The organism is Mesoflavibacter sp. CH_XMU1422-2, assembly GCF_037029245.1.
Lineage (GTDB): Bacteria > Bacteroidota > Bacteroidia > Flavobacteriales > Flavobacteriaceae > Mesoflavibacter > Mesoflavibacter zeaxanthinifaciens.
Genome location: NZ_JAYMEE010000059.1, coordinates 61,172 through 78,922, shown reverse-complemented (window position 1 = coordinate 78,922; position 17,751 = coordinate 61,172). Strand labels below are relative to the sequence as shown.

At 31.2% G+C, this 17,751-nt stretch carries 25 protein-coding genes; 15 read left to right on the top strand and 10 right to left on the bottom strand.

The window, feature by feature from the left end; translation table 11 throughout:
- Positions 1-5: 5 nt before the first annotated feature.
- Positions 6-491, bottom strand: coding sequence for a TlpA disulfide reductase family protein (locus tag WA340_RS07955; RefSeq protein WP_336128358.1), 486 nt, complete (start codon positions 489-491; stop codon positions 6-8).
- Positions 492-756: 265 nt separating this feature from the next.
- Here WA340_RS07955 and WA340_RS07950 point away from each other — a divergent pair, with 265 nt between their 5' ends.
- The 13 genes from WA340_RS07950 (at position 757) to WA340_RS07890 (ending at position 10,448) form a co-directional block, all read left to right on the top strand.
- Positions 757-2,154, top strand: a complete 1,398-nt coding sequence (locus WA340_RS07950; protein WP_336128356.1) for an anthranilate synthase component I family protein — start codon at positions 757-759, stop codon at positions 2,152-2,154.
- 18 nt (positions 2,155-2,172) lie between these two features.
- Positions 2,173-2,739, top strand: a complete 567-nt coding sequence (locus WA340_RS07945; RefSeq protein ID WP_336128354.1) for an anthranilate synthase component II — start codon at positions 2,173-2,175, stop codon at positions 2,737-2,739.
- Between the two features lie 145 nt (positions 2,740-2,884).
- On the top strand, positions 2,885-3,877 hold the full coding sequence (gene trpD / locus WA340_RS07940) for an anthranilate phosphoribosyltransferase (RefSeq protein WP_223077318.1): 993 nt from the start codon (positions 2,885-2,887) through the stop codon (positions 3,875-3,877).
- A 49-nt stretch (positions 3,878-3,926) separates the two neighbouring features.
- Positions 3,927-4,712, top strand: a complete 786-nt coding sequence (gene trpC, locus WA340_RS07935) for an indole-3-glycerol phosphate synthase TrpC (RefSeq protein ID WP_336128353.1) — start codon at positions 3,927-3,929, stop codon at positions 4,710-4,712.
- A 126-nt stretch (positions 4,713-4,838) separates the two neighbouring features.
- Positions 4,839-5,489: a phosphoribosylanthranilate isomerase gene (locus tag WA340_RS07930; protein WP_336128351.1), complete on the top strand. Its 651-nt coding sequence runs from the start codon at positions 4,839-4,841 to the stop codon at positions 5,487-5,489.
- A 196-nt stretch (positions 5,490-5,685) separates the two neighbouring features.
- Positions 5,686-6,867 carry a tryptophan synthase subunit beta gene (gene trpB, locus WA340_RS07925; RefSeq protein ID WP_336128349.1) on the top strand — a complete coding sequence of 394 codons (1,182 nt, stop codon included), beginning with the start codon at positions 5,686-5,688 and terminating at the stop codon, positions 6,865-6,867.
- Positions 6,868-7,006: 139 nt separating this feature from the next.
- Positions 7,007-7,162 (top strand): hypothetical protein, encoded by a 156-nt coding sequence (locus tag WA340_RS07920; RefSeq protein ID WP_336128348.1) that lies wholly within the window; start codon positions 7,007-7,009, stop codon positions 7,160-7,162.
- A 136-nt stretch (positions 7,163-7,298) separates the two neighbouring features.
- Complete coding sequence (trpA, locus tag WA340_RS07915; protein ID WP_336128347.1) at positions 7,299-8,063, top strand: tryptophan synthase subunit alpha; 765 nt, start codon at positions 7,299-7,301, stop codon at positions 8,061-8,063.
- Positions 8,064-8,109: 46 nt separating this feature from the next.
- Positions 8,110-8,517 carry a DUF805 domain-containing protein gene (locus WA340_RS07910; RefSeq protein ID WP_027880382.1) on the top strand — a complete coding sequence of 136 codons (408 nt, stop codon included), beginning with the start codon at positions 8,110-8,112 and terminating at the stop codon, positions 8,515-8,517.
- A gap of 140 nt (positions 8,518-8,657) precedes the next feature.
- Positions 8,658-8,804: a hypothetical protein gene (locus tag WA340_RS07905; RefSeq protein ID WP_169558272.1), complete on the top strand. Its 147-nt coding sequence runs from the start codon at positions 8,658-8,660 to the stop codon at positions 8,802-8,804.
- Positions 8,805-8,860: 56 nt separating this feature from the next.
- Complete coding sequence (locus tag WA340_RS07900) at positions 8,861-9,085, top strand: hypothetical protein (protein WP_027880381.1); 225 nt, start codon at positions 8,861-8,863, stop codon at positions 9,083-9,085.
- Positions 9,075-9,530 carry a tRNA (cytidine(34)-2'-O)-methyltransferase gene (locus WA340_RS07895; protein ID WP_223077326.1) on the top strand — a complete coding sequence of 152 codons (456 nt, stop codon included), beginning with the start codon at positions 9,075-9,077 and terminating at the stop codon, positions 9,528-9,530. Before WA340_RS07900 ends, WA340_RS07895 begins: the two co-directional genes overlap by 11 nt.
- Positions 9,531-9,533: 3 nt before the next feature.
- Positions 9,534-10,448, top strand: coding sequence for a YitT family protein (locus tag WA340_RS07890; protein ID WP_336128342.1), 915 nt, complete (start codon positions 9,534-9,536; stop codon positions 10,446-10,448).
- A 62-nt stretch (positions 10,449-10,510) separates the two neighbouring features.
- Here WA340_RS07890 and WA340_RS07885 read toward each other — a convergent pair whose 3' ends face one another.
- The 5 genes from WA340_RS07885 to WA340_RS07865 all read right to left on the bottom strand — a co-directional run bounded on the left by WA340_RS07885 (position 10,511) and on the right by WA340_RS07865 (position 13,544).
- A complete protein-coding gene (locus tag WA340_RS07885; RefSeq protein ID WP_027880378.1) occupies positions 10,511-10,741 on the bottom strand; it encodes a VF530 family DNA-binding protein in 231 nt (76 codons plus the stop codon).
- Positions 10,741-10,956, bottom strand: a complete 216-nt coding sequence (locus WA340_RS07880; protein WP_336128340.1) for a DUF6500 family protein — start codon at positions 10,954-10,956, stop codon at positions 10,741-10,743. Before WA340_RS07880 ends, WA340_RS07885 begins: the two co-directional genes overlap by 1 nt.
- Positions 10,957-12,252 (bottom strand): DEAD/DEAH box helicase, encoded by a 1,296-nt coding sequence (locus WA340_RS07875; protein WP_336128338.1) that lies wholly within the window; start codon positions 12,250-12,252, stop codon positions 10,957-10,959.
- A 119-nt stretch (positions 12,253-12,371) separates the two neighbouring features.
- Positions 12,372-12,824, bottom strand: coding sequence for a hypothetical protein (locus WA340_RS07870; RefSeq protein WP_336128337.1), 453 nt, complete (start codon positions 12,822-12,824; stop codon positions 12,372-12,374).
- Between the two features lie 54 nt (positions 12,825-12,878).
- Positions 12,879-13,544 (bottom strand): uracil-DNA glycosylase family protein, encoded by a 666-nt coding sequence (locus WA340_RS07865; RefSeq protein ID WP_336128336.1) that lies wholly within the window; start codon positions 13,542-13,544, stop codon positions 12,879-12,881.
- A gap of 63 nt (positions 13,545-13,607) precedes the next feature.
- On the opposite strand from WA340_RS07865, the gene WA340_RS07860 reads away from it, so the two are divergent.
- Positions 13,608-13,739 (top strand): 30S ribosomal protein THX, encoded by a 132-nt coding sequence (locus WA340_RS07860; RefSeq protein WP_106678850.1) that lies wholly within the window; start codon positions 13,608-13,610, stop codon positions 13,737-13,739.
- Here WA340_RS07860 and WA340_RS07855 read toward each other — a convergent pair.
- The 4 genes from WA340_RS07855 to WA340_RS07840 form a co-directional block, all read right to left on the bottom strand.
- Complete coding sequence (locus WA340_RS07855) at positions 13,736-14,074, bottom strand: hypothetical protein (protein WP_336128335.1); 339 nt, start codon at positions 14,072-14,074, stop codon at positions 13,736-13,738. The two genes, WA340_RS07860 and WA340_RS07855, sit on opposite strands and share 4 nt — an antisense overlap.
- Positions 14,031-14,789 (bottom strand): peroxide stress protein YaaA, encoded by a 759-nt coding sequence (gene yaaA, locus WA340_RS07850; protein WP_336128333.1) that lies wholly within the window; start codon positions 14,787-14,789, stop codon positions 14,031-14,033. The genes WA340_RS07855 and yaaA overlap by 44 nt, the downstream gene beginning before the upstream one ends.
- A gap of 221 nt (positions 14,790-15,010) precedes the next feature.
- Positions 15,011-16,054 carry an RluA family pseudouridine synthase gene (locus WA340_RS07845; protein WP_336128331.1) on the bottom strand — a complete coding sequence of 348 codons (1,044 nt, stop codon included), beginning with the start codon at positions 16,052-16,054 and terminating at the stop codon, positions 15,011-15,013.
- A 3-nt stretch (positions 16,055-16,057) separates the two neighbouring features.
- A complete protein-coding gene (locus WA340_RS07840) occupies positions 16,058-16,621 on the bottom strand; it encodes a PASTA domain-containing protein (RefSeq protein ID WP_336128329.1) in 564 nt (187 codons plus the stop codon).
- A 136-nt stretch (positions 16,622-16,757) separates the two neighbouring features.
- Here WA340_RS07840 and WA340_RS07835 point away from each other — a divergent pair, with 136 nt between their 5' ends.
- Positions 16,758-17,732 carry a D-alanine--D-alanine ligase gene (locus WA340_RS07835; RefSeq protein ID WP_336128328.1) on the top strand — a complete coding sequence of 325 codons (975 nt, stop codon included), beginning with the start codon at positions 16,758-16,760 and terminating at the stop codon, positions 17,730-17,732.
- Positions 17,733-17,751: the final 19 nt, after the last annotated feature.

The following is a 17,751-nucleotide window of genomic DNA, read 5'->3' as shown; positions in this document are numbered from 1 at the left end:
GAGAGTTATTTTAAAAATCTATTTAGTGTTCTTTCTAATTCATCATACTCAAAAGCTTGCTCAAAAAATTCTCGTTTATTAGAATTATATATTAATGTAGCTGGTATTGCTCCAGACCAATCTTTATTTACTTTTGGAATCCAATAATTAGAATCCATATCATTTAAAGCATAAAGCTCTGACTGTAATTGTTTTTCGTTTATAAAGTTTTTAAGCTTTGTATCAAAATGCTTAGGAAAATCTAAACTAACCAAAACAACCTCTACATTTTTGTCTTTATATTGTTTATTGATCCTTTCAAAATAAGGTAATTCTTTTACGCATGGCGCACACCAAGTTGCCCAAAAATTAACTACATAAGTCTTATTATCCTGTTTGTTTAGTACTTTTTCTAAACCGTTATAATCAACTTCTGTAAATGTTATTTCTTTACTTTCTTCTTTACAAGAAACCATTAATAAAACCACTAAAATTGGCAATATGTATCTCATTAAATCTAAATTTTAGAATAAAAATAATAATCACCTATGTGTTATTTTTAAGTTTTAACAAATAATTAATTGCTGATTATATTTGAAAACTAAAATTTCATTTTTATATTTACACCGTAAATAAAACACATGAACACAATTTTAAATCATACTTGGTGGTGGAACTTCAAGATTTCAATCTTCGTGAAGTAAACCCTTAGTATATTTAATTTAAAAATATTTTAAAAGGCTTGTCATTCACGACAAGCCTTTTTTTTTTATCATTATGAAAACATTTAGCTTATACACTCATTACAAAAAAATCTTAGCAGATACGATAACACCCGTTAGTATCTATTTAAAAATTCGTGATAAATATCCAAATAGTATCCTATTAGAAAGTAGCGATTACCACGCTAACGATAACAGTTTTTCCTACATCTGTTTTAATCCAATAGCCTCTATTAAAGTAGATGACAAAGCGATTACACAAACTTTTCCTGACGGAAGTGTTATGAGTAACAGAGTAAGAAATGTAACTCAAATGATACATAAGTTTACTAAACGGTTTAAAGTCAATTCAGAAACAGATTTTAAGTTTATCAACAATGGTATTTTTGGTTACACTGCCTATGATGCTGTAAAACATTTTGAAGATGTTTCTATTAGTAAAAAACCAAATTCTTTAGATATACCTGATATTTACTATGCGGTTTACCAAAACATCATAGCCATAAATCATTTTAAAAATGAAGCATATATTTTTGCTCATTGTTTTGAGACAGATAATAATATAGATGAAGTTTTACAATTAATAAGCTCTAAAAATTATGCTACATATAAATTTAACACAGAATCTGAAATAAAGTCTAACCTAACAGATGAGGACTACAAAAATCACGTAGAGTTAGCTAAAAAACATTGTGCAAGAGGTGATGTGTTTCAGTTAGTGTTATCTAAAAAATTCTCTCAAAGCTTTAAAGGTGATGAGTTTAATGTCTATCGTGCATTAAGAAGCATTAATCCTTCTCCGTATTTGTTTTATTTTGACTACGGAAATTTTAAAATCTTCGGAAGCTCTCCAGAAGCACAACTAGTAGTTAATAACGGTCAAGCCGAAATACATCCAATTGCTGGCACATTTAAAAGAACAGGTAATGATGAAGAAGACCAAAAGCTAGCTAAAAAATTAGCAGAAGACGCTAAAGAAAATGCAGAACATGTCATGCTAGTTGATTTAGCAAGAAACGATTTAAGCAGACACGGAAGCGAAGTAAAAGTAGAAACTTACAGAGAAGCGCAATTCTTTTCGCACGTTATACATTTAGTAAGTAAAGTTACAGGTAAAGTTCACAAAAACACAGCGACAATGCAAGTTGTTGCAGATACTTTTCCTGCAGGCACGTTAAGCGGCGCTCCAAAACATAAAGCTTTACAACTTATAGAAAAATATGAAAAAACAAGTCGTGCATTTTATGGAGGTGCAATTGGTTTTATGGATTTTAAAGGTAACTACAATCACGCCATTATGATACGTACATTTATGAGCAAAGACCATAACCTACATTGGCAAGCTGGCGCAGGAATTGTATCTAAATCCAATCCAGAAAACGAATTACAAGAAGTTTACAACAAACTAGGAGCCTTAACAAAAGCAATTGATTTAGCAGAACAAATTAATTAATCCTAAATCTAAAAAAACATGAAAAAAGTATTAGTTATAGATAATTACGACAGTTTTACATACAACTTAGTACATTATTTAGAAGACCTTAACTGCAATGTTACCGTAAAAAGAAACGACAAACTTACTATAGATTTTGTAGAGCAATTTGATAAAATAGTATTGTCGCCTGGTCCAGGTATTCCTGAAGAGGCTGGTTTATTAAAAGAAATCATAAAAACTTATGCGCCTACAAAAAGTATTTTTGGTGTTTGCTTAGGGCAACAAGCAATTGCTGAAGTTTTCGGGGGACAATTAATTAATCTAAACGATGTGTATCATGGTGTATCTACAAAAGTAACAATTACTGTAGATGACGAATCATTGTTTAACGGATTAGAAAAAAATATTGAAGTAGGACGATATCACTCTTGGGTTGTAGACAACAATTTACCAGAAAGTTTAGAAGCAACATCTTTTGATGAAAACGGACAAATCATGTCCCTTCGTCATAAAATTTATGATGTAAAAGGTGTGCAATACCATCCTGAAAGTGTACTAACTCCTTACGGAAAGAAAATTTTAGAAAATTGGTTGAAAAGTTAGTTAGCAGTTAGCAGTTAGCAGTTAGCAAAAAAGTAATAAATATTGAATTGAAAATATAACATAAAAATTAATGTCATTCAGAACGAAGTGAAGAATCTCAAAAAAAATACTTCGACAAGCTCAGTATGACAATTAGGTAATAAAAATGAAACACATATTAAACCGATTAATAAACCACGAAAGCATCTCTAGCGAAGAAGCAAAACAAGTATTAGTAAATATTTCAGAAGGTCTTTACAACAAAAGTCAAATAGCTTCTTTTTTAACTGTTTACATGATGAGAAGCATTACTTTAGAAGAGCTGCAAGGTTTTCGTGATGCGCTTTTAGAATTGTGTATACCTGTAGATCTTTCAGATTTTAACGCTATAGATTTATGCGGTACTGGTGGTGATGGTAAAAACACATTTAACATATCAACATTATCCTCTTTTATTACAGCAGGAGCAGGAGTTAAAGTTGCAAAGCACGGTAATTATGGTGTATCATCTGCTTCAGGTTCTTCCAATGTTTTAGAAAAACTAGGAGTGCATTTTACCAACAATGAAGATGTTTTAAAACGCTGTATTGACCAAGCTGGTATTTGTGTTATGCATGCGCCTTTATTTCATCCAGCTATGAAAAACGTAGGCCCAATAAGAAAAGAGTTAGGCGTAAAAACGTTCTTTAACATGCTTGGTCCAATGGTAAATCCAGCGTTTCCTAAAAATCAAATGGTTGGTGTATTTAATCTAGAATTACAACGCCTATATGGTTACCTATACCAACAAACCGATAAAAACTACAGCATAGTTCATGCAATAGATGGTTATGATGAAATCTCACTGACAGGAAAAACAAAAATCATTACTAACCAATCTGAAGTTATTTTAGACCCAAGCGACTTAAATATAGAACAAATTGAAGCTTCAGAAATTTTTGGTGGTAATACTGTTGAAGACGCTGCTAGAATTTTCAAAAAAGTAATTTCAGGAAAAGGCACAAAAGCGCAAAACGATGTTGTTTGTGCTAATGCAGGTCTTGCTATAGCTACAGTTAAGCAAATTTCTCATCAGGAAGGATTTAAACTTGCCAAAGAAAGTCTTGGTACAGGTGAAGCAAAACGCAGCTTACAAAAATTAATAGAATTAAGTTATTAATAGATATCATATCAAGAAGTTTTAAAAGACCAATAAAATTGTAATGAAAATGAACATCTTAGATAAAATTACAGCAGATAAACGTAAAGAAGTCGATTTAAAAAAATCACTTATTTCAGCCAAACAATTAGAAGAATCGTTTCTATTCCAAAGACAAACCATTTCATTAACAGAAAGATTAAAAAATAGCGCTTCAGGTATCATTGCAGAACATAAACGCCGTTCACCTTCTAAAGCAACTATAAATCAAGATTTAAACGTTCAAGATGTTGCAAAAGGTTACGAAAACGCTGGTGTTTGTGGTATGTCTGTACTAACCGACGGTAAATATTTTGGCGGTAGTTTAGACGATCTAATTCTTGCTAGAGCAAGTAGTAATTTACCACTACTTAGAAAAGAATTTATAATTGACCAATATCAAATTATAGAAGCAAAAGCTTATGGTGCAGATGTTATTTTACTAATTGCTGCAATACTTTCTAAAGAAGAAATCAAGCAGTTTTCAACACTTGCTAAACAATTAAATTTAGATGTTTTATTAGAAGTTCATAATGAAGAAGAATTACACAAATCCATCATGCCAAGTATTGATATGTTAGGCGTAAACAACCGAAATTTAAAAACTTTTGAAGTCTCTCTTGAAACTAGTAAACTGTTAAGCGAAATTATTCCTAATGATTTTGTAAAAGTATCTGAAAGCGGAATAAGCACTGTTGAAGCCATTAAAGATTTAAAGCAATATGGCTACAAAGGTTTTTTAATTGGTGAAAACTTTATGAAAACAGACAATCCGGGAGAAAATGCAAAAGTGTTTATTGAAGAATTAAATAGATAATTGTCATGTCGAACGCATGTGAGACATCTCATCATGATGTAATTTCTCAATCGCTTTGCTCACGTCGAAATGACCATAAATAGTAATTAAATAATAGATTCCTGCCTACGCAGGAATGACAAGAATATGAAACTAAAAGTTTGCGGAATGAAATACCAAGACAACATTAATCAAGTTGCTGCTTTGCAACTTGATTATTTGGGTTTCATTTTTTACGAAAAATCAAGTCGTTTTTTTGAAGGTGTTATTCCTAAGTTACCAAAAACAGTAAAAAAAGTTGGTGTATTTGTAGATGCTAGTTTAGAGTTTATTTTGAGTAAAATTGAAACACATCAATTAAACGTTATCCAATTACATGGACAAGAAACACCTGAATTTTGTAAAGAATTAAAAACACATTGTCATTCAGAACAAAGCGAAAATTCTATAAAAATCATCAAAGTCTTTTCAATAAAAGACCATTTTGATTTTTCAGTATTACAACCTTTTGAAAACATTTGTGACTATTTTTTATTCGATACAAAAGGAAAATTACCTGGCGGAAATGGATACACATTTAATTGGGACGTATTAAAAAACTATCCTTCAACAACACCTTATTTTTTAAGTGGTGGCATAGGATTAGATGAAGTAGAAACTATTTTGTCTTTCCTACAAAAAAAGGAATCCAAATATTGTCACGCTATTGACGTGAATAGCAAATTTGAAATTACACCTGGTTTAAAAGATATTGAAGCATTAGAAAAATTTAAGAGCAGCATGTCATTCCGCACTTGATGCGGAATCTATTTCAAACTGAATAAAAGAAATGTAAAATTAAAAAGATTCCTAACTACGTAGGAATGACACAAAAAAACAAATTGGTCACTTCGAGTGATTTTTGAGAAACGAAAAAATTGTAACGAGAAGCAAAAGGTCTTGATACAATTCTGATAAATCGGAATTAATTGACCTGACGATAAAATAAAATACTATGAATTACAACATTAACGAAAAAGGATATTACGGAGATTTTGGCGGTGCATTTATCCCAGAAATGCTCTATCCAAACGTAGAAGAATTACGTCAAAATTACTTAAACATCATGGCAGAACCTTCTTTTAAAGCAGAGTTTGACCAATTATTAAAAGATTATGTTGGTCGTCCTTCGCCTTTATATTTTGCCAAACGTCTTTCAAAAAAATACAAAACTAAAATCTATTTAAAGCGCGAAGACTTAAATCATACTGGTGCACATAAAATTAACAATACCATTGGTCAAATTTTAATGGCAAAACGACTAGGTAAAAACCGTATTATTGCCGAAACTGGCGCTGGACAACATGGTGTAGCAACAGCAACAGTTTGCGCACTTATGGGTATAGAATGTATTGTTTATATGGGTGAAATTGATATCGCACGTCAAGCACCAAACGTAGCACGTATGAAAATGCTTGGCGCAACAGTAATACCTGCAACCTCTGGAAGCAAAACCTTAAAAGACGCTACAAATGAAGCTATTAGAGATTGGATTAATAATCCTGTAGACACACATTATATTATTGGAAGTGTTGTTGGTCCGCATCCGTATCCTGATATGGTAGCAAAGTTTCAAGCAGTAGTTTCAGAAGAAATTAAATTTCAACTAAAAGACAAAGAAGGGACCGAAAATCCAGACTACGTTATTGCTTGTGTTGGTGGCGGTAGTAATGCTGCTGGCACGTATTACCATTATTTAAATAATGAAAACGTAAAACTTATCGCTGTAGAAGCTGCTGGTTTAGGCGTAGATTCTGGCGAAAGTGCTGCAACATCTGTATTAGGAAAAGAAGGCATCATTCATGGTAGTAAAACCTTATTAATGCAAACCAACGATGGTCAAATTACCGAGCCTTATTCTATTTCAGCAGGATTAGATTACCCTGGTGTTGGACCAATGCATGCGCATTTGTATAAAACAGGACGTGCCGAGTTTATTTCGATTACAGATGATCAAGCCATGCAAGCTGGTTTAAAATTGTGCAAATTAGAAGGTATTATTCCTGCTATAGAAACATCTCATGCATTAGGTGTTTTCGAACAAAAAACGTTTAAACCAAACGATATTGTTGTAGTAAGTTTATCTGGTCGTGGTGATAAGGATTTAGAGACTTACATTAAACATTTTAAACTATAACGTCATGCTGAACTTGTTTCAGCATCTCACTAATCATGAAATTTAGCTACACATATATCATGACCAATAAATACAGAACGACTTTTAAGTTGGTGTCACTAATGATTTACATAAAAGAATAGTCGAACATCAAAATGGAATGGGTTCAGAATTCACAAAAAAATACAATCTTAAAGATTTAATATATTTTGAAAAATTCAGCAACATCAATCAAGCTATTTCACGAGAAAAACAATTAAAAAACTGGCGAAAAGACTGGAAATTAAATTTAATAAATAAAAAAATCCAAATCTAGAATCTATCAATATATAATGAGAACCTGAAACAAGTTCAGGTTGACGAAAACTTAAATAAAAGTCACTCTCAACTTGTTCTCCCAGTAATTAAAAACCTAAAAATAGATTCCCGCTTAAAGAGGAATAACATATAACATGAACAAAATAAACCAAAAACTAAACGAAGACAAAAAACTTTTGTCTATATACTTTACAGCAGGTTATCCAAACTTAAATGATACCGTTACAATAATAGAAAATCTAGAAAAAAGCGGTGTAGATATGATAGAAATTGGATTACCTTTTAGTGATCCTTTAGCAGATGGACCAACCATACAAGCAAGCTCTACAGAAGCTCTAAAAAATGGAATGACTACAGAAGTGCTTTTTAAGCAATTAAAAGATGTAAGAAATACCGTTTCTATTCCATTAATTATCATGGGGTATTTTAATCCGATGTTGCAATATGGTGTTGAGGCTTTTTGTAAAAAATGTCAAGAAATTGGTATAGATGGATTAATAATTCCTGATTTGCCAGTAGATGTGTATAACGAACAATACAAAAGTACTTTTGAAAAGTACGGATTAATAAATGTATTTTTAATTACACCTCAAACCTCAAAAGAGCGTATTAAATTTATAGATTCTATTTCAAACGGATTTATTTATATGGTTAGTAGCGCGAGTGTTACAGGAAGCAGTAAAGGTTTTGGTGATACGCAAACCAATTATTTTAAGCGCATTGCAGATATGCAACTTAACAATCCGCAAATCGTTGGTTTCGGAATTAATAACAACGATACTTTTACTCAAGCCACAACTTATGCTAAAGGAGCTATTATTGGAAGTGCGTTTATAAAACATTTATCAAATAACGGTGTTAACAAAATAGAAAACTTCATCAGCTCTGTAAGAAAATAAAACATATATTTGGTTATTAATCACTAACCAATTAAAATATTTCATTATGGAATGGTATTTAAAAGTCGTAAGAGATAATTACGCAAATTTTGAAGGAAGAGCAAGACGTCAAGAGTATTGGATGTTTGTCTTATTTAATTTTTTATTTATAGTAGCTATTGCTTTAGTTTCTGGTGTACTATCAGGTCTATTAGAAGCTCCTGGTTTTATGTTTTTATACCTTATCTATGTTTTAGCAGTGTTTATCCCTAGTTTAGCTGTAGCTGTAAGACGATTACATGATGTTGGAAAAAGCGGATGGTTTTATCTAATTAGTTTAATACCATTAATTGGTGGGATTTGGTTATTAATTCTTTTTGTTACAGAAGGAGATAAAGGTCCTAATCAATATGGTCCAGATCCTAAAGCTCCAAACTCTGAAGAAATTAATGAGATTGGTCAAGTAAATGACTAAAATATTTCTAAATCATAAAAAAGCCTGCATAAGTTATGCAGGCTTTTTTATTAACATCTTAAAAGAATTGTTTAACAACGATTTATGAAAATTTCTCATTGTTTTTCTTAAATTATAATTGAACAAAAAAAAGAAAAATTATGGGAATTATAGCCGACAGAAAATTAAAACGAACAAAAGAACAAACCAATCCAACTAATCCGACAGGAAACACAAAGTTGGAAACAAACGATTTTGATATTGATGAAAAAACAATCAAAAATCAGCAAAATAAAACAAACAGTTAATCTGTAAATATTTATATTTAAAGCCTATTCTTAAAAGATAGAATAGGCTTTTTTTTATGAAATTACTTAATGATTTTCGTTTAATAATACTACTCTGCTTAACGCTTGGTTTAGCTCCTTTTTTTCCTGAGCCTCATCTTTGGGGAAAACTAAAATGGATTGCTGGTGGTGCAAATGGCATGCTGCTGATGGATTGGTTTGACGTTGTATTACATGGATTTCCTTGGGTACTTTTAATTAGAATTTTCATCTTAAAAATCAATAAAAAGAATGTCGCTTAATATTGTTTTAATAGAACCTGAAATACCAAATAACACAGGAAACATTGGTAGATTAGCGTTAGGATCTGGTAGTAAATTACACTTGGTCAAACCCTTTGGTTTTGAACTTACAGACAAACGTTTAAAACGTGCTGGTTTAGATTATTGGCAGCACTTAGATGTTATTTATTATGATAACATAGATGATTTTTTCTCTAAAAACAAAAACAAAAACATGGCTTTTTTATCTGCACACGGAAAGAAAACCCATTGGGATATCCCATTTGAAGAGGATTTGTTTTTGGTCTTCGGAAAAGAATCGGTTGGTTTACCTAAATCTTTAATAGAAAAAGAAGCTAATAATTTATATAAAATACCACTTCATAGCCAACATATTAGAAGTCTAAATATTGCTAATGCTGTTAGTATTGTAGTTTATGAAGGATTAAGACAGTTAAACCATTAAAATATGATACCTAAAACCTCTAATGTTTTTAATTTTTTTTCAGAATATTTTCAAATCCTATTGGGTATTGTTCTTGCTAGTATTGGCTTAAAAGCATTTTTATTACCAAACGGATTTATGGATGGTGGCGTAACTGGTATAGCTTTATTAATTAATAAACTAATAAACATTAATATCTCTATATTATTGATTGTTTTTAGTATTCCGTTTTTAATTATAGGGTATTTTACTGTGTCTAAAAGAATTATTTTAAAATCTATTATTAGCATTATTGGATTAGCTCTTTTTATTCACTTTGAAAACTTTGAAATTATCACAGAAGATAAATTTTTAATTTCCATATTTGGCGGTTTGTTTCTTGGCGCAGGTATTGGTATTGCAATTAGAAATGGTGCTGTACTTGATGGATCAGAAATTTTAGGCATATTTATTAATGATAGGTTTGGCATTAGTATAGGAAAAGTTATTCTTGTTTTTAATATTATCTTATTTTCTATTACTGCTTTTGTAATTTCTAAAGAAATTGCGATGTACTCTATTCTAACCTACATTGTCACTGCAAAAGTTACAGATTTGGTTATTGAAGGTTTTGAAGATTTTATTGGTGTTACCATTGTATCAACCCATTATGAGAAAATAAAAGTTGCAATCATTAATGAACTAGGAGCAGGAATGACTATTTATAAAGGTCAAAAAGGATTTGGCAGTAAAGGCAAAACTGAAGATTTTGATATTATACATACCATTATAAACCGTATAGATATAAAAAAAATGTATCGAATAGTTACTAGTATTGATAAAGAAGCGTTTATTGTAGAGTTTGATGTAAACAATGTAAAAGGTGGTGTCTTACGTCGTTATTTAGCTAAAAAAAGCAAAAAGCTAGACAAAAACTTAACTAAAAATAATCTTTTCTAAGCGTTTTAGTAAATAACGTTTTTACAACAGCTATTTTATAATTACCAATTTCTTGCTTGTATTTATTTAGGATTATTATGCTTCAAATAATTTAAATACATCGCTTCTACTTTTGCTCTTGCCCAAGGTGTACGACGCAAAAACTTTAAACTAGATTTAATTGAAGGATTGCTAATAAAGCAATTGATCTTAATAACATGTCCCATGTATTCCCAACCATAATGTGCTTGTAAGTCGGTTACAATTTTTTCTAGTTTTATACCGTGTAGTGGATTATTAGGTTGATTTTCCATTAGATATTTTCTACTAACCCTTTTATTTTTATAGCTTTTTCAAAATGATCTAATTTATGAATTTTAATCCACCAAGTAGCTGCTTCCATCAACAATTCTGGATTATCATTTTTATTTTTAAAAAACGCATAAAATGAAACACCAACATTTTCACCTTTTGTTTTAATTTTCTGGTCACAAACTTTAATAATCTTTTCTTTTAAAACAGGTGTCATTTAGTTGTTATTTTTTCTATTAGAATTTCTGTTTTTATTACGATTTCTTTGTCTTCTTCCTGAGTTTGAAGTTGTGCTTTTTCTTTCGCCTTTAGGCTTATTAGAATTATTGCTTTTTGATCTTCTATTTTGTCCTGGTCTAATCGGAGCAGTAGACGCATTTGGATCTGGCTCAAAACCTTCTAAAATCTCGACTGGTAACTTTTCGCCTATTAATTTTTCTATATCTTTTAAAAATGTAGTTTCGTCTGCACTTACTAGGCTAATAGCTTGCCCATCTGCTCCTGCTCTACCTGTACGTCCAATACGGTGTACGTAATCTTCTGAAATATTAGGGATTTCAAAATTTATTACATGTGGTAATAACGGTATATCTAAACCACGCGCAGCAATATCTGTTGCAACAAGCACATTAATACTTCCGCTTTTAAAGCCTTCTAAAGCTTTGGTACGCGCGCCTTGACTTTTATTTCCGTGGATTGCTGCTGCTTTTATACCAACTTGATCCATTTTTTTACACAATTTATTGGCGCCATGTTTGGTTCTTGTAAATACTAAAACTTGCTTCCAGTTTCCATCTTTAATTAGTTTGATAACCAAGCCTGTTTTTTTACCTTTTGCAACACGATATACTTTTTGCGAAATAGCCTCTACAGTTGTATTTTCTGGAGTTGCTTCAACTTGAATAGGATTGTTTAAAATTCCGTTAGCCAGTTTTTTAATGTCTTTAGAAAATGTTGCCGAAAACATCAGGTTTTGACGTTTATCTGGCATAAATTTCATGACACGTTCAATATCTCTTAAAAAACCCATATCTAACATGCGATCCGCTTCATCTAGAACAAAAATTTCTACACGTTTTATAGACAATTCATTTTGATTAATTAGATCCAGTAATCGTCCTGGTGTTGCTACCAAAACGTCTACACCTTTTCTAATTGTGGCTATTTGTGGTTTTTGGTTGACTCCACCAAAAATTACTGCACTACGCAAATTTAAAAACTCGCTATATTCCTTTACATTGGTATAGACTTGAGCTGCAAGCTCTCTGGTTGGTGTTAAAATTAACGCACGAATTGGTCTAAATTTCTTTTTAGGATTTTCTGATAGAATATGTAATAACGGCAATGTAAATCCTGCTGTTTTACCTGTTCCTGTTTGTGCCGAAGCCAAAACATCATCACCTTGTAATATTGGCGGTATTGCTTTTGATTGTATTGGACTTGGTGTAGTGTATCCTTTTTTACTAATTGCTTTTAGTATGGCTTCGGATAGCCCTAAAGATTGAAATGACATAAATAATGTTTGTGAGATAAACACTATTTAATTAGGATATCTCTTTAATTAGCTGCGAATGTACGGCTAATAAATGGCTTTACACTTTTATTAGTAAATCTTTGTGTTTAAAAGCAATCTTATTTTTTACCCATAGAATAGAAAATGAAAGCATAAACACATTTTGATTTGTTTTCTAAAAAGTCTTCTACTTCTTTCTCCAATTCGGCTTCATTTTCTTTAAAATTACCTTTTTTAGTAAACTCATTAAGTTCATTGCAAACTTCAATATCAGCAATAGACTGATCAAAATTTTGAAGTTTTTTGGCATCACTCATTATTTTTTCAGACTCTTCTGGATGCTCTTCGATGTAGGTTGCAAATCTCTTTTGAGCTTCTTCACTTCCTAATACTTCTGAATTTATAATCATACGCTTAATTTCAAGATGCATATCGTCCATCAAAGTATTTATGCAATCACACATTAAATCACCAAATTTTTCAGCATCAGAAACACTGGAATCTGTTTGTGCTTTTGTAGAAAAACTAATAAATAAAACACTTAACAATAGAAGAAAAATAGATTTTTTCATAATAAGTAATAGGTTTAGATAGACTTCTAAAATAGTATATTTATTTAGATAGACCTAAAAAAACTCTTGATACTGCATCACTCTAAAATCAAAAGTGTTGAATTTTGGGTTTTTAGCTTTTAGTTGTTTATACAATGGATTACTACCTATTGCACGGTTAGCACTACCTGAAGATGATGTTAGCGATACGGTTTTTATTATTCTATTTTCTGAATCAATTGGTATTTTAAATTGATGAATCCTGGGTATTTCATTAGAGACTAGTTCTAATTTTATTTTGTATTCTTTTATATGTCTTCTGAAAAAATACTCTGGTCCATTTTTACTATTACCACCAGTAAAAAGTATAGTTTCTATATTTGGAAATTGTATAAGGCAATCTATAACATCTCTTAATTTAACATTAGACATTCCTAAATCCGAAGCATCTATTTTTTCACGTTCGCAACTTTCAACGATATCACAAACGCCTATTTTGTGCTTTATTAAAAAGTCTTTTCGTTGGTCTATAGCTTCTTGAGAATTATCAAATCGTAAATTTAAATCGTGAATTTTATCAATATACAACCAAAGCGAGTTATAATAACTACCGTAACAAAAATCTACATCTTTTACTAGCAAATCTCCTGTACTAAATCTTGGCGGCGGTAATGTTCCTACAATCAGCTTTTTAGTATCTTTCTTAATGAACGGCTGATATGGATGATGGTGTTTAAACACTTAATAATCTTGTTATTCTTTTATATTTTTTGTATGTTAAGAGTAGAAAAATACAATTAAATTATGGGAAAAGGAGATAAAAAATCTAAACGCGGTAAAATACACAGAGGCACCTTTGGTGTTAGACGACCAAGAATAAAAAAACGTGTAAGACCTGAAACTAAAATTAATGTAGACAAAAAAGCAAAAGCTTAAATTTTAAATTTTTCGCCTAACTTTTTACCTATAATATAAGCCCCAAAAACGGCTAATAGTAGCATTGCTATATTAAAAAAAACGTACAAACCGTATAAAAATATATTGTCTTGAGAGTTAAAACAGAAGGAATCTGTTAGGCAAACTTCCACTTTATCTTCGTATAAAAATGGTAATAAATAACTAATTGCAAGCATTATAATAACTGCCCAAAATAAATAAGTTACATTCTTACTTTTTGCAGGCTTACCTGTTGGTTTAAAAACGTTGCGTTCTTGTTCTGTACGTTTGTTATCTTGTAAAGACCAAGTGATTTTCTTCTGAGAGTTTTCCATCAAATTGATAGTTATCGTAATTAAACTTCTTTAAATCGTCTAAAGTTTTTGCATTTGTATCAATAATATATCTAGCCATTAAACCACGTGCTTCTTTAGCAAAAAATGAAATTATTTTAAGCTTACCGTTCTTAAATTCTTTAAACGTAATATCTATTACTGGTACTTTTAATGCCTTTTTATCTATTGCTTTAAAATATTCGTTTGAGGCTAAATTAATAAACAATTCGTCATCTTCTAACTCTTCATTTAAAGCAGTTACGATGTCTTTTTTCCAGAATTCATATAAATCTTTTTTGCTTCCTACTTTTAATTTAGTTCCCATTTCTAAACGGTAAGGTTGCATTAAATCTAATGGTTTTAAAACTCCGTAAAGCCCAGATAAGATTCTGATGGTATTTTGTGCTAAATCTATCTTGTCCTTTGGTATTGTATAAGCATCTAATCCTTTGTAAACATCACCATTAAAAGCATACATTGCTGGTCTAGCGTTATCTTTTGTAAAAGGAACTGAAAACTCTTGATTACGTTGGTAATTTAAATCTGCTAACTTATCACTTATACTCAATAGCTTTGATAAAGACTTTGGGCTTTTTGCTTTTAGTGCTTTATTTAACTTTAAAGATTGCTCTAAAAATTGTGGCTGAGTGGTTTTATTTGTTGGTAATTGGGTTTCAAAATCTAATGACTTTGCTGGTGATAATACTAGTTTCATAAATCTATCTTTTTCTGATACTAAATTACAAATTGTTACTGCGTTATAAAAGCTGAATAGATAGTAATTTTAAATAGGTCTATTCTGTTTTATTATTGGGTTTGAGTAAGCGCGTTAGCGATAGTAACGACATCCTTTTTTTGCTGCTTTTACTTTAGGGTTAAGCTTTAATCATTTGCAAAAAAAGATATAGTGAATAGCGCGACCCTTGTGGTAACGCCCTAATTATTTTCTATGTGTTTGGAGTAACCTTTCCATTTTTCTATACAATCTTGCATGTCTTGTGGTATTGGCGTGTCAAAACTCATAAATTCGTTTTTTGTTGGATGCATAAATCCTAAGGTTTTGGCATGTAAGGCTTGACGTGGTAATACTTTAAAACAGTTCTCTACAAATTGTTTGTATTTGGTAAAGGTTGTGCCTTTTAAGATTAGGTTTCCGCCGTAACGCTCGTCATTAAATAAGGTATGCCCTATATGCTTCATGTGTACGCGTATTTGGTGCGTACGTCCGGTTTCTAATTTGCAGCTTACTAGTGTAACATAACCTAATCGCTCTAAAACTTTGTAGTGCGTTACTGCTGGTTTTCCTTTATCGGCTTCATCGTCCAAGAATACGGTATTTTGTAATCGGTTTTTTGGATGTCTTCCTATGTTACCTTCTATTGTACCTTGGTCTTCTTCTATGTTTCCCCAAACTATTGCAACATACTCACGCTCGCTAGTTTTGGCTTTAAATTGAGCAGTAAGATGCGCCATAGCATGTTCGGTTTTTGCAACCACTAACAATCCTGATGTATCTTTATCTATACGATGTACTAATCCTGGTCTTTCGCTTGAATTGTTTGGTAAATTATCAAAATGAAAAATTAGTGCGTTAATTAATGTTCCGGAATAATTACCATGTCCTGGATGTACAACCATGCCTGCTGGTTTGTTAACGACTAATAATTGATCATCTTCATAAACGATGTCTAATGGTATATCTTCTGCAACCAATAAGTTTTCATGTGGCGGATGTTGAAATAATACGCGTACCTGATCATTTGGTTTTACCTTGTAATTGGATTTTACTGGTGTGCCATTTACAAAGATGCTTCCGTTTTTTGCGGCATCTTGTATCTTGTTTCGGGTAGCGTTTTCCACTTTATTCATTAACCATTTATCAATACGTAAAGGCGATTGTCCTTTATCTGCGGTAAACGAATAATGCTCGTAAAGATCGTCGTTATCTTCTTCTGGTAATTCTGGTGTGTAATCGTCCATAGATTAATTGCTGTTTGGTCGATTTCCGTTTCCTAAAACTAAATCTATTGAAGCTGTTTTTGGCAATTTTGTTCCTGGTTCTAAAACGTCTCCTTTATAACGCATACCTAAAACCATATCTTTAGCAATATTGTCTATATAGGTTTTCTTTCCTACTTTAAAACCTAAAGCTTCTAAAGTTGGTTGCGCTTGTCTAAATGTACGCTGGCGCAAATCTGGAACAGCTACTTTACGATACCCAGAAGGATTTAAGGTAATGTAAATTTTACGGTTTTCTTTAACTTGAGCATTTGGTTTTGGGTCTTGTTCTATAACTGCAAATTTTGGGTAGTTTGGATTAAAATTAGCAGAGTCTTGAATTTGCATTACCAAATTATTTTGTTCTAATTCTATTTTAGCGACCTCAATAGATTTTCCTGTTAAGTCAGGTACAGTCTCAAATGTACCGTGATTTGTGGTCATGTTTAACCATTTAAGCAACAAAAAAACAATTACTACAACTGCTACAATAGCAATTACAATTTGCTTTAAAAATTCTTTACTTTTTATAAAACCAATAAAACTCATTTAGTAAAATTTATGTAGACAAATATATAAAAACAAAAAGGTTTTCCTTCGGATTAAAATAAATGATATTTTTACACAACGAATATTTTTTAGGATTATTGAAAACCTTAGAGTATTTCGATATAATTTAGACTAAATGAAAAAAAACATAGCCATTATTATGGGCGGATATTCTAGCGAATATCAAATCTCAATAAAAAGCGGAAACGTAGTTTACAACACGCTTGATAAAGAAAAGTTTAATGCGTATCGCATTCATATTTTTAAAGACAAATGGGTTTTTGTAGATGAAGATGACAAGGAATATCCAATTGATAAAAACGACTTTTCTTTCACTAAAGACAATACAAAAATCACGTTTGATTGTGTTTTTAACGCTATACATGGTAGTCCCGGAGAAGATGGCTTTATGCAAGGTTATTTTAACTTACTAGACATTAAGCACACTAGTTGCGGTATGTACCAAGCTGCGATAACTTTTAATAAACGTGATTGTTTAAGTATTTTAAAACCTTACGGAATTTTAACTGCAGAAAGCTATTTTTTAAATGCTGGTGATACTGTTAATGAAGACGAAATTATTAGTAAAGTTGGCTTACCTTGTTTTGTAAAGGCTAACAAAGCTGGTAGTAGCTTTGGAATTACCAAAGTGCATAAAAAAGAGGATTTACAAAACGCAATTGAGGTTGCTTTTAAAGAAGATGACGAAATTATTATCGAATCTTTTTTAGATGGAACCGAAGTATCGGTTGGTGTTATTACCTATAAAGGAGACACCAAAGTCTTACCAATAACCGAAATTGTTAGCGAAAATGACTTTTTTGATTACGAAGCCAAATACTTAGGCAAATCTCAAGAAATTACACCTGCTAGAATTACAAAAGAACAAGAAGAAATTGTTACGAAAACCGCTAAGAAGGTTTATGAGGTTTTAAAAATGAAAGGTTTTTCTAGAAGTGAATTTATATTTAAAAACAATCAACCGCATCTATTAGAAGTAAATACAGTACCTGGATTAACTAACGAAAGTATTTTACCTCAACAAGCTGCTGCTGCAGGTATTAGTTTACAAGAGTTGTTTACTAATGCTATTGAAGAAGCTTTACTTTAAATTGAAACAGGAAATATAG

What these genes read in the sequence shown, in the direction of transcription:
- WA340_RS07930 (WP_336128351.1), top strand. Translation starts at nt 4,839, where the DNA reads ATGAAACTAAAAGTTTGCGGAATGAAATACCAAGACAACATTAATCAA.
- WA340_RS07860 (WP_106678850.1), top strand. Translation starts at nt 13,608, where the DNA reads ATGGGAAAAGGAGATAAAAAATCTAAACGCGGTAAAATACACAGAGGC.
- WA340_RS07890 (WP_336128342.1), top strand. Translation starts at nt 9,534, where the DNA reads ATGATACCTAAAACCTCTAATGTTTTTAATTTTTTTTCAGAATATTTT.
- WA340_RS07835 (WP_336128328.1), top strand. Translation starts at nt 16,758, where the DNA reads ATGAAAAAAAACATAGCCATTATTATGGGCGGATATTCTAGCGAATAT.
- WA340_RS07955 (WP_336128358.1), bottom strand. Translation starts at nt 491, where the DNA reads ATGAGATACATATTGCCAATTTTAGTGGTTTTATTAATGGTTTCTTGT.
- WA340_RS07920 (WP_336128348.1), top strand. Translation starts at nt 7,007, where the DNA reads ATGGGTTCAGAATTCACAAAAAAATACAATCTTAAAGATTTAATATAT.
- WA340_RS07885 (WP_027880378.1), bottom strand. Translation starts at nt 10,741, where the DNA reads ATGGAAAATCAACCTAATAATCCACTACACGGTATAAAACTAGAAAAA.
- WA340_RS07845 (WP_336128331.1), bottom strand. Translation starts at nt 16,054, where the DNA reads ATGGACGATTACACACCAGAATTACCAGAAGAAGATAACGACGATCTT.
- WA340_RS07870 (WP_336128337.1), bottom strand. Translation starts at nt 12,824, where the DNA reads ATGAAAAAATCTATTTTTCTTCTATTGTTAAGTGTTTTATTTATTAGT.
- WA340_RS07945 (WP_336128354.1), top strand. Translation starts at nt 2,173, where the DNA reads ATGAAAAAAGTATTAGTTATAGATAATTACGACAGTTTTACATACAAC.
- WA340_RS07950 (WP_336128356.1), top strand. Translation starts at nt 757, where the DNA reads ATGAAAACATTTAGCTTATACACTCATTACAAAAAAATCTTAGCAGAT.
- trpA (WP_336128347.1), top strand. Translation starts at nt 7,299, where the DNA reads ATGAACAAAATAAACCAAAAACTAAACGAAGACAAAAAACTTTTGTCT.
- WA340_RS07905 (WP_169558272.1), top strand. Translation starts at nt 8,658, where the DNA reads ATGGGAATTATAGCCGACAGAAAATTAAAACGAACAAAAGAACAAACC.
- WA340_RS07880 (WP_336128340.1), bottom strand. Translation starts at nt 10,956, where the DNA reads ATGACACCTGTTTTAAAAGAAAAGATTATTAAAGTTTGTGACCAGAAA.
- WA340_RS07895 (WP_223077326.1), top strand. Translation starts at nt 9,075, where the DNA reads ATGTCGCTTAATATTGTTTTAATAGAACCTGAAATACCAAATAACACA.
- WA340_RS07855 (WP_336128335.1), bottom strand. Translation starts at nt 14,074, where the DNA reads ATGGAAAACTCTCAGAAGAAAATCACTTGGTCTTTACAAGATAACAAA.
- WA340_RS07900 (WP_027880381.1), top strand. Translation starts at nt 8,861, where the DNA reads ATGAAATTACTTAATGATTTTCGTTTAATAATACTACTCTGCTTAACG.
- WA340_RS07840 (WP_336128329.1), bottom strand. Translation starts at nt 16,621, where the DNA reads ATGAGTTTTATTGGTTTTATAAAAAGTAAAGAATTTTTAAAGCAAATT.
- yaaA (WP_336128333.1), bottom strand. Translation starts at nt 14,789, where the DNA reads ATGAAACTAGTATTATCACCAGCAAAGTCATTAGATTTTGAAACCCAA.
- trpB (WP_336128349.1), top strand. Translation starts at nt 5,686, where the DNA reads ATGAATTACAACATTAACGAAAAAGGATATTACGGAGATTTTGGCGGT.
- trpC (WP_336128353.1), top strand. Translation starts at nt 3,927, where the DNA reads ATGAACATCTTAGATAAAATTACAGCAGATAAACGTAAAGAAGTCGAT.
- trpD (WP_223077318.1), top strand. Translation starts at nt 2,885, where the DNA reads ATGAAACACATATTAAACCGATTAATAAACCACGAAAGCATCTCTAGC.
- WA340_RS07910 (WP_027880382.1), top strand. Translation starts at nt 8,110, where the DNA reads ATGGAATGGTATTTAAAAGTCGTAAGAGATAATTACGCAAATTTTGAA.
- WA340_RS07875 (WP_336128338.1), bottom strand. Translation starts at nt 12,252, where the DNA reads ATGTCATTTCAATCTTTAGGGCTATCCGAAGCCATACTAAAAGCAATT.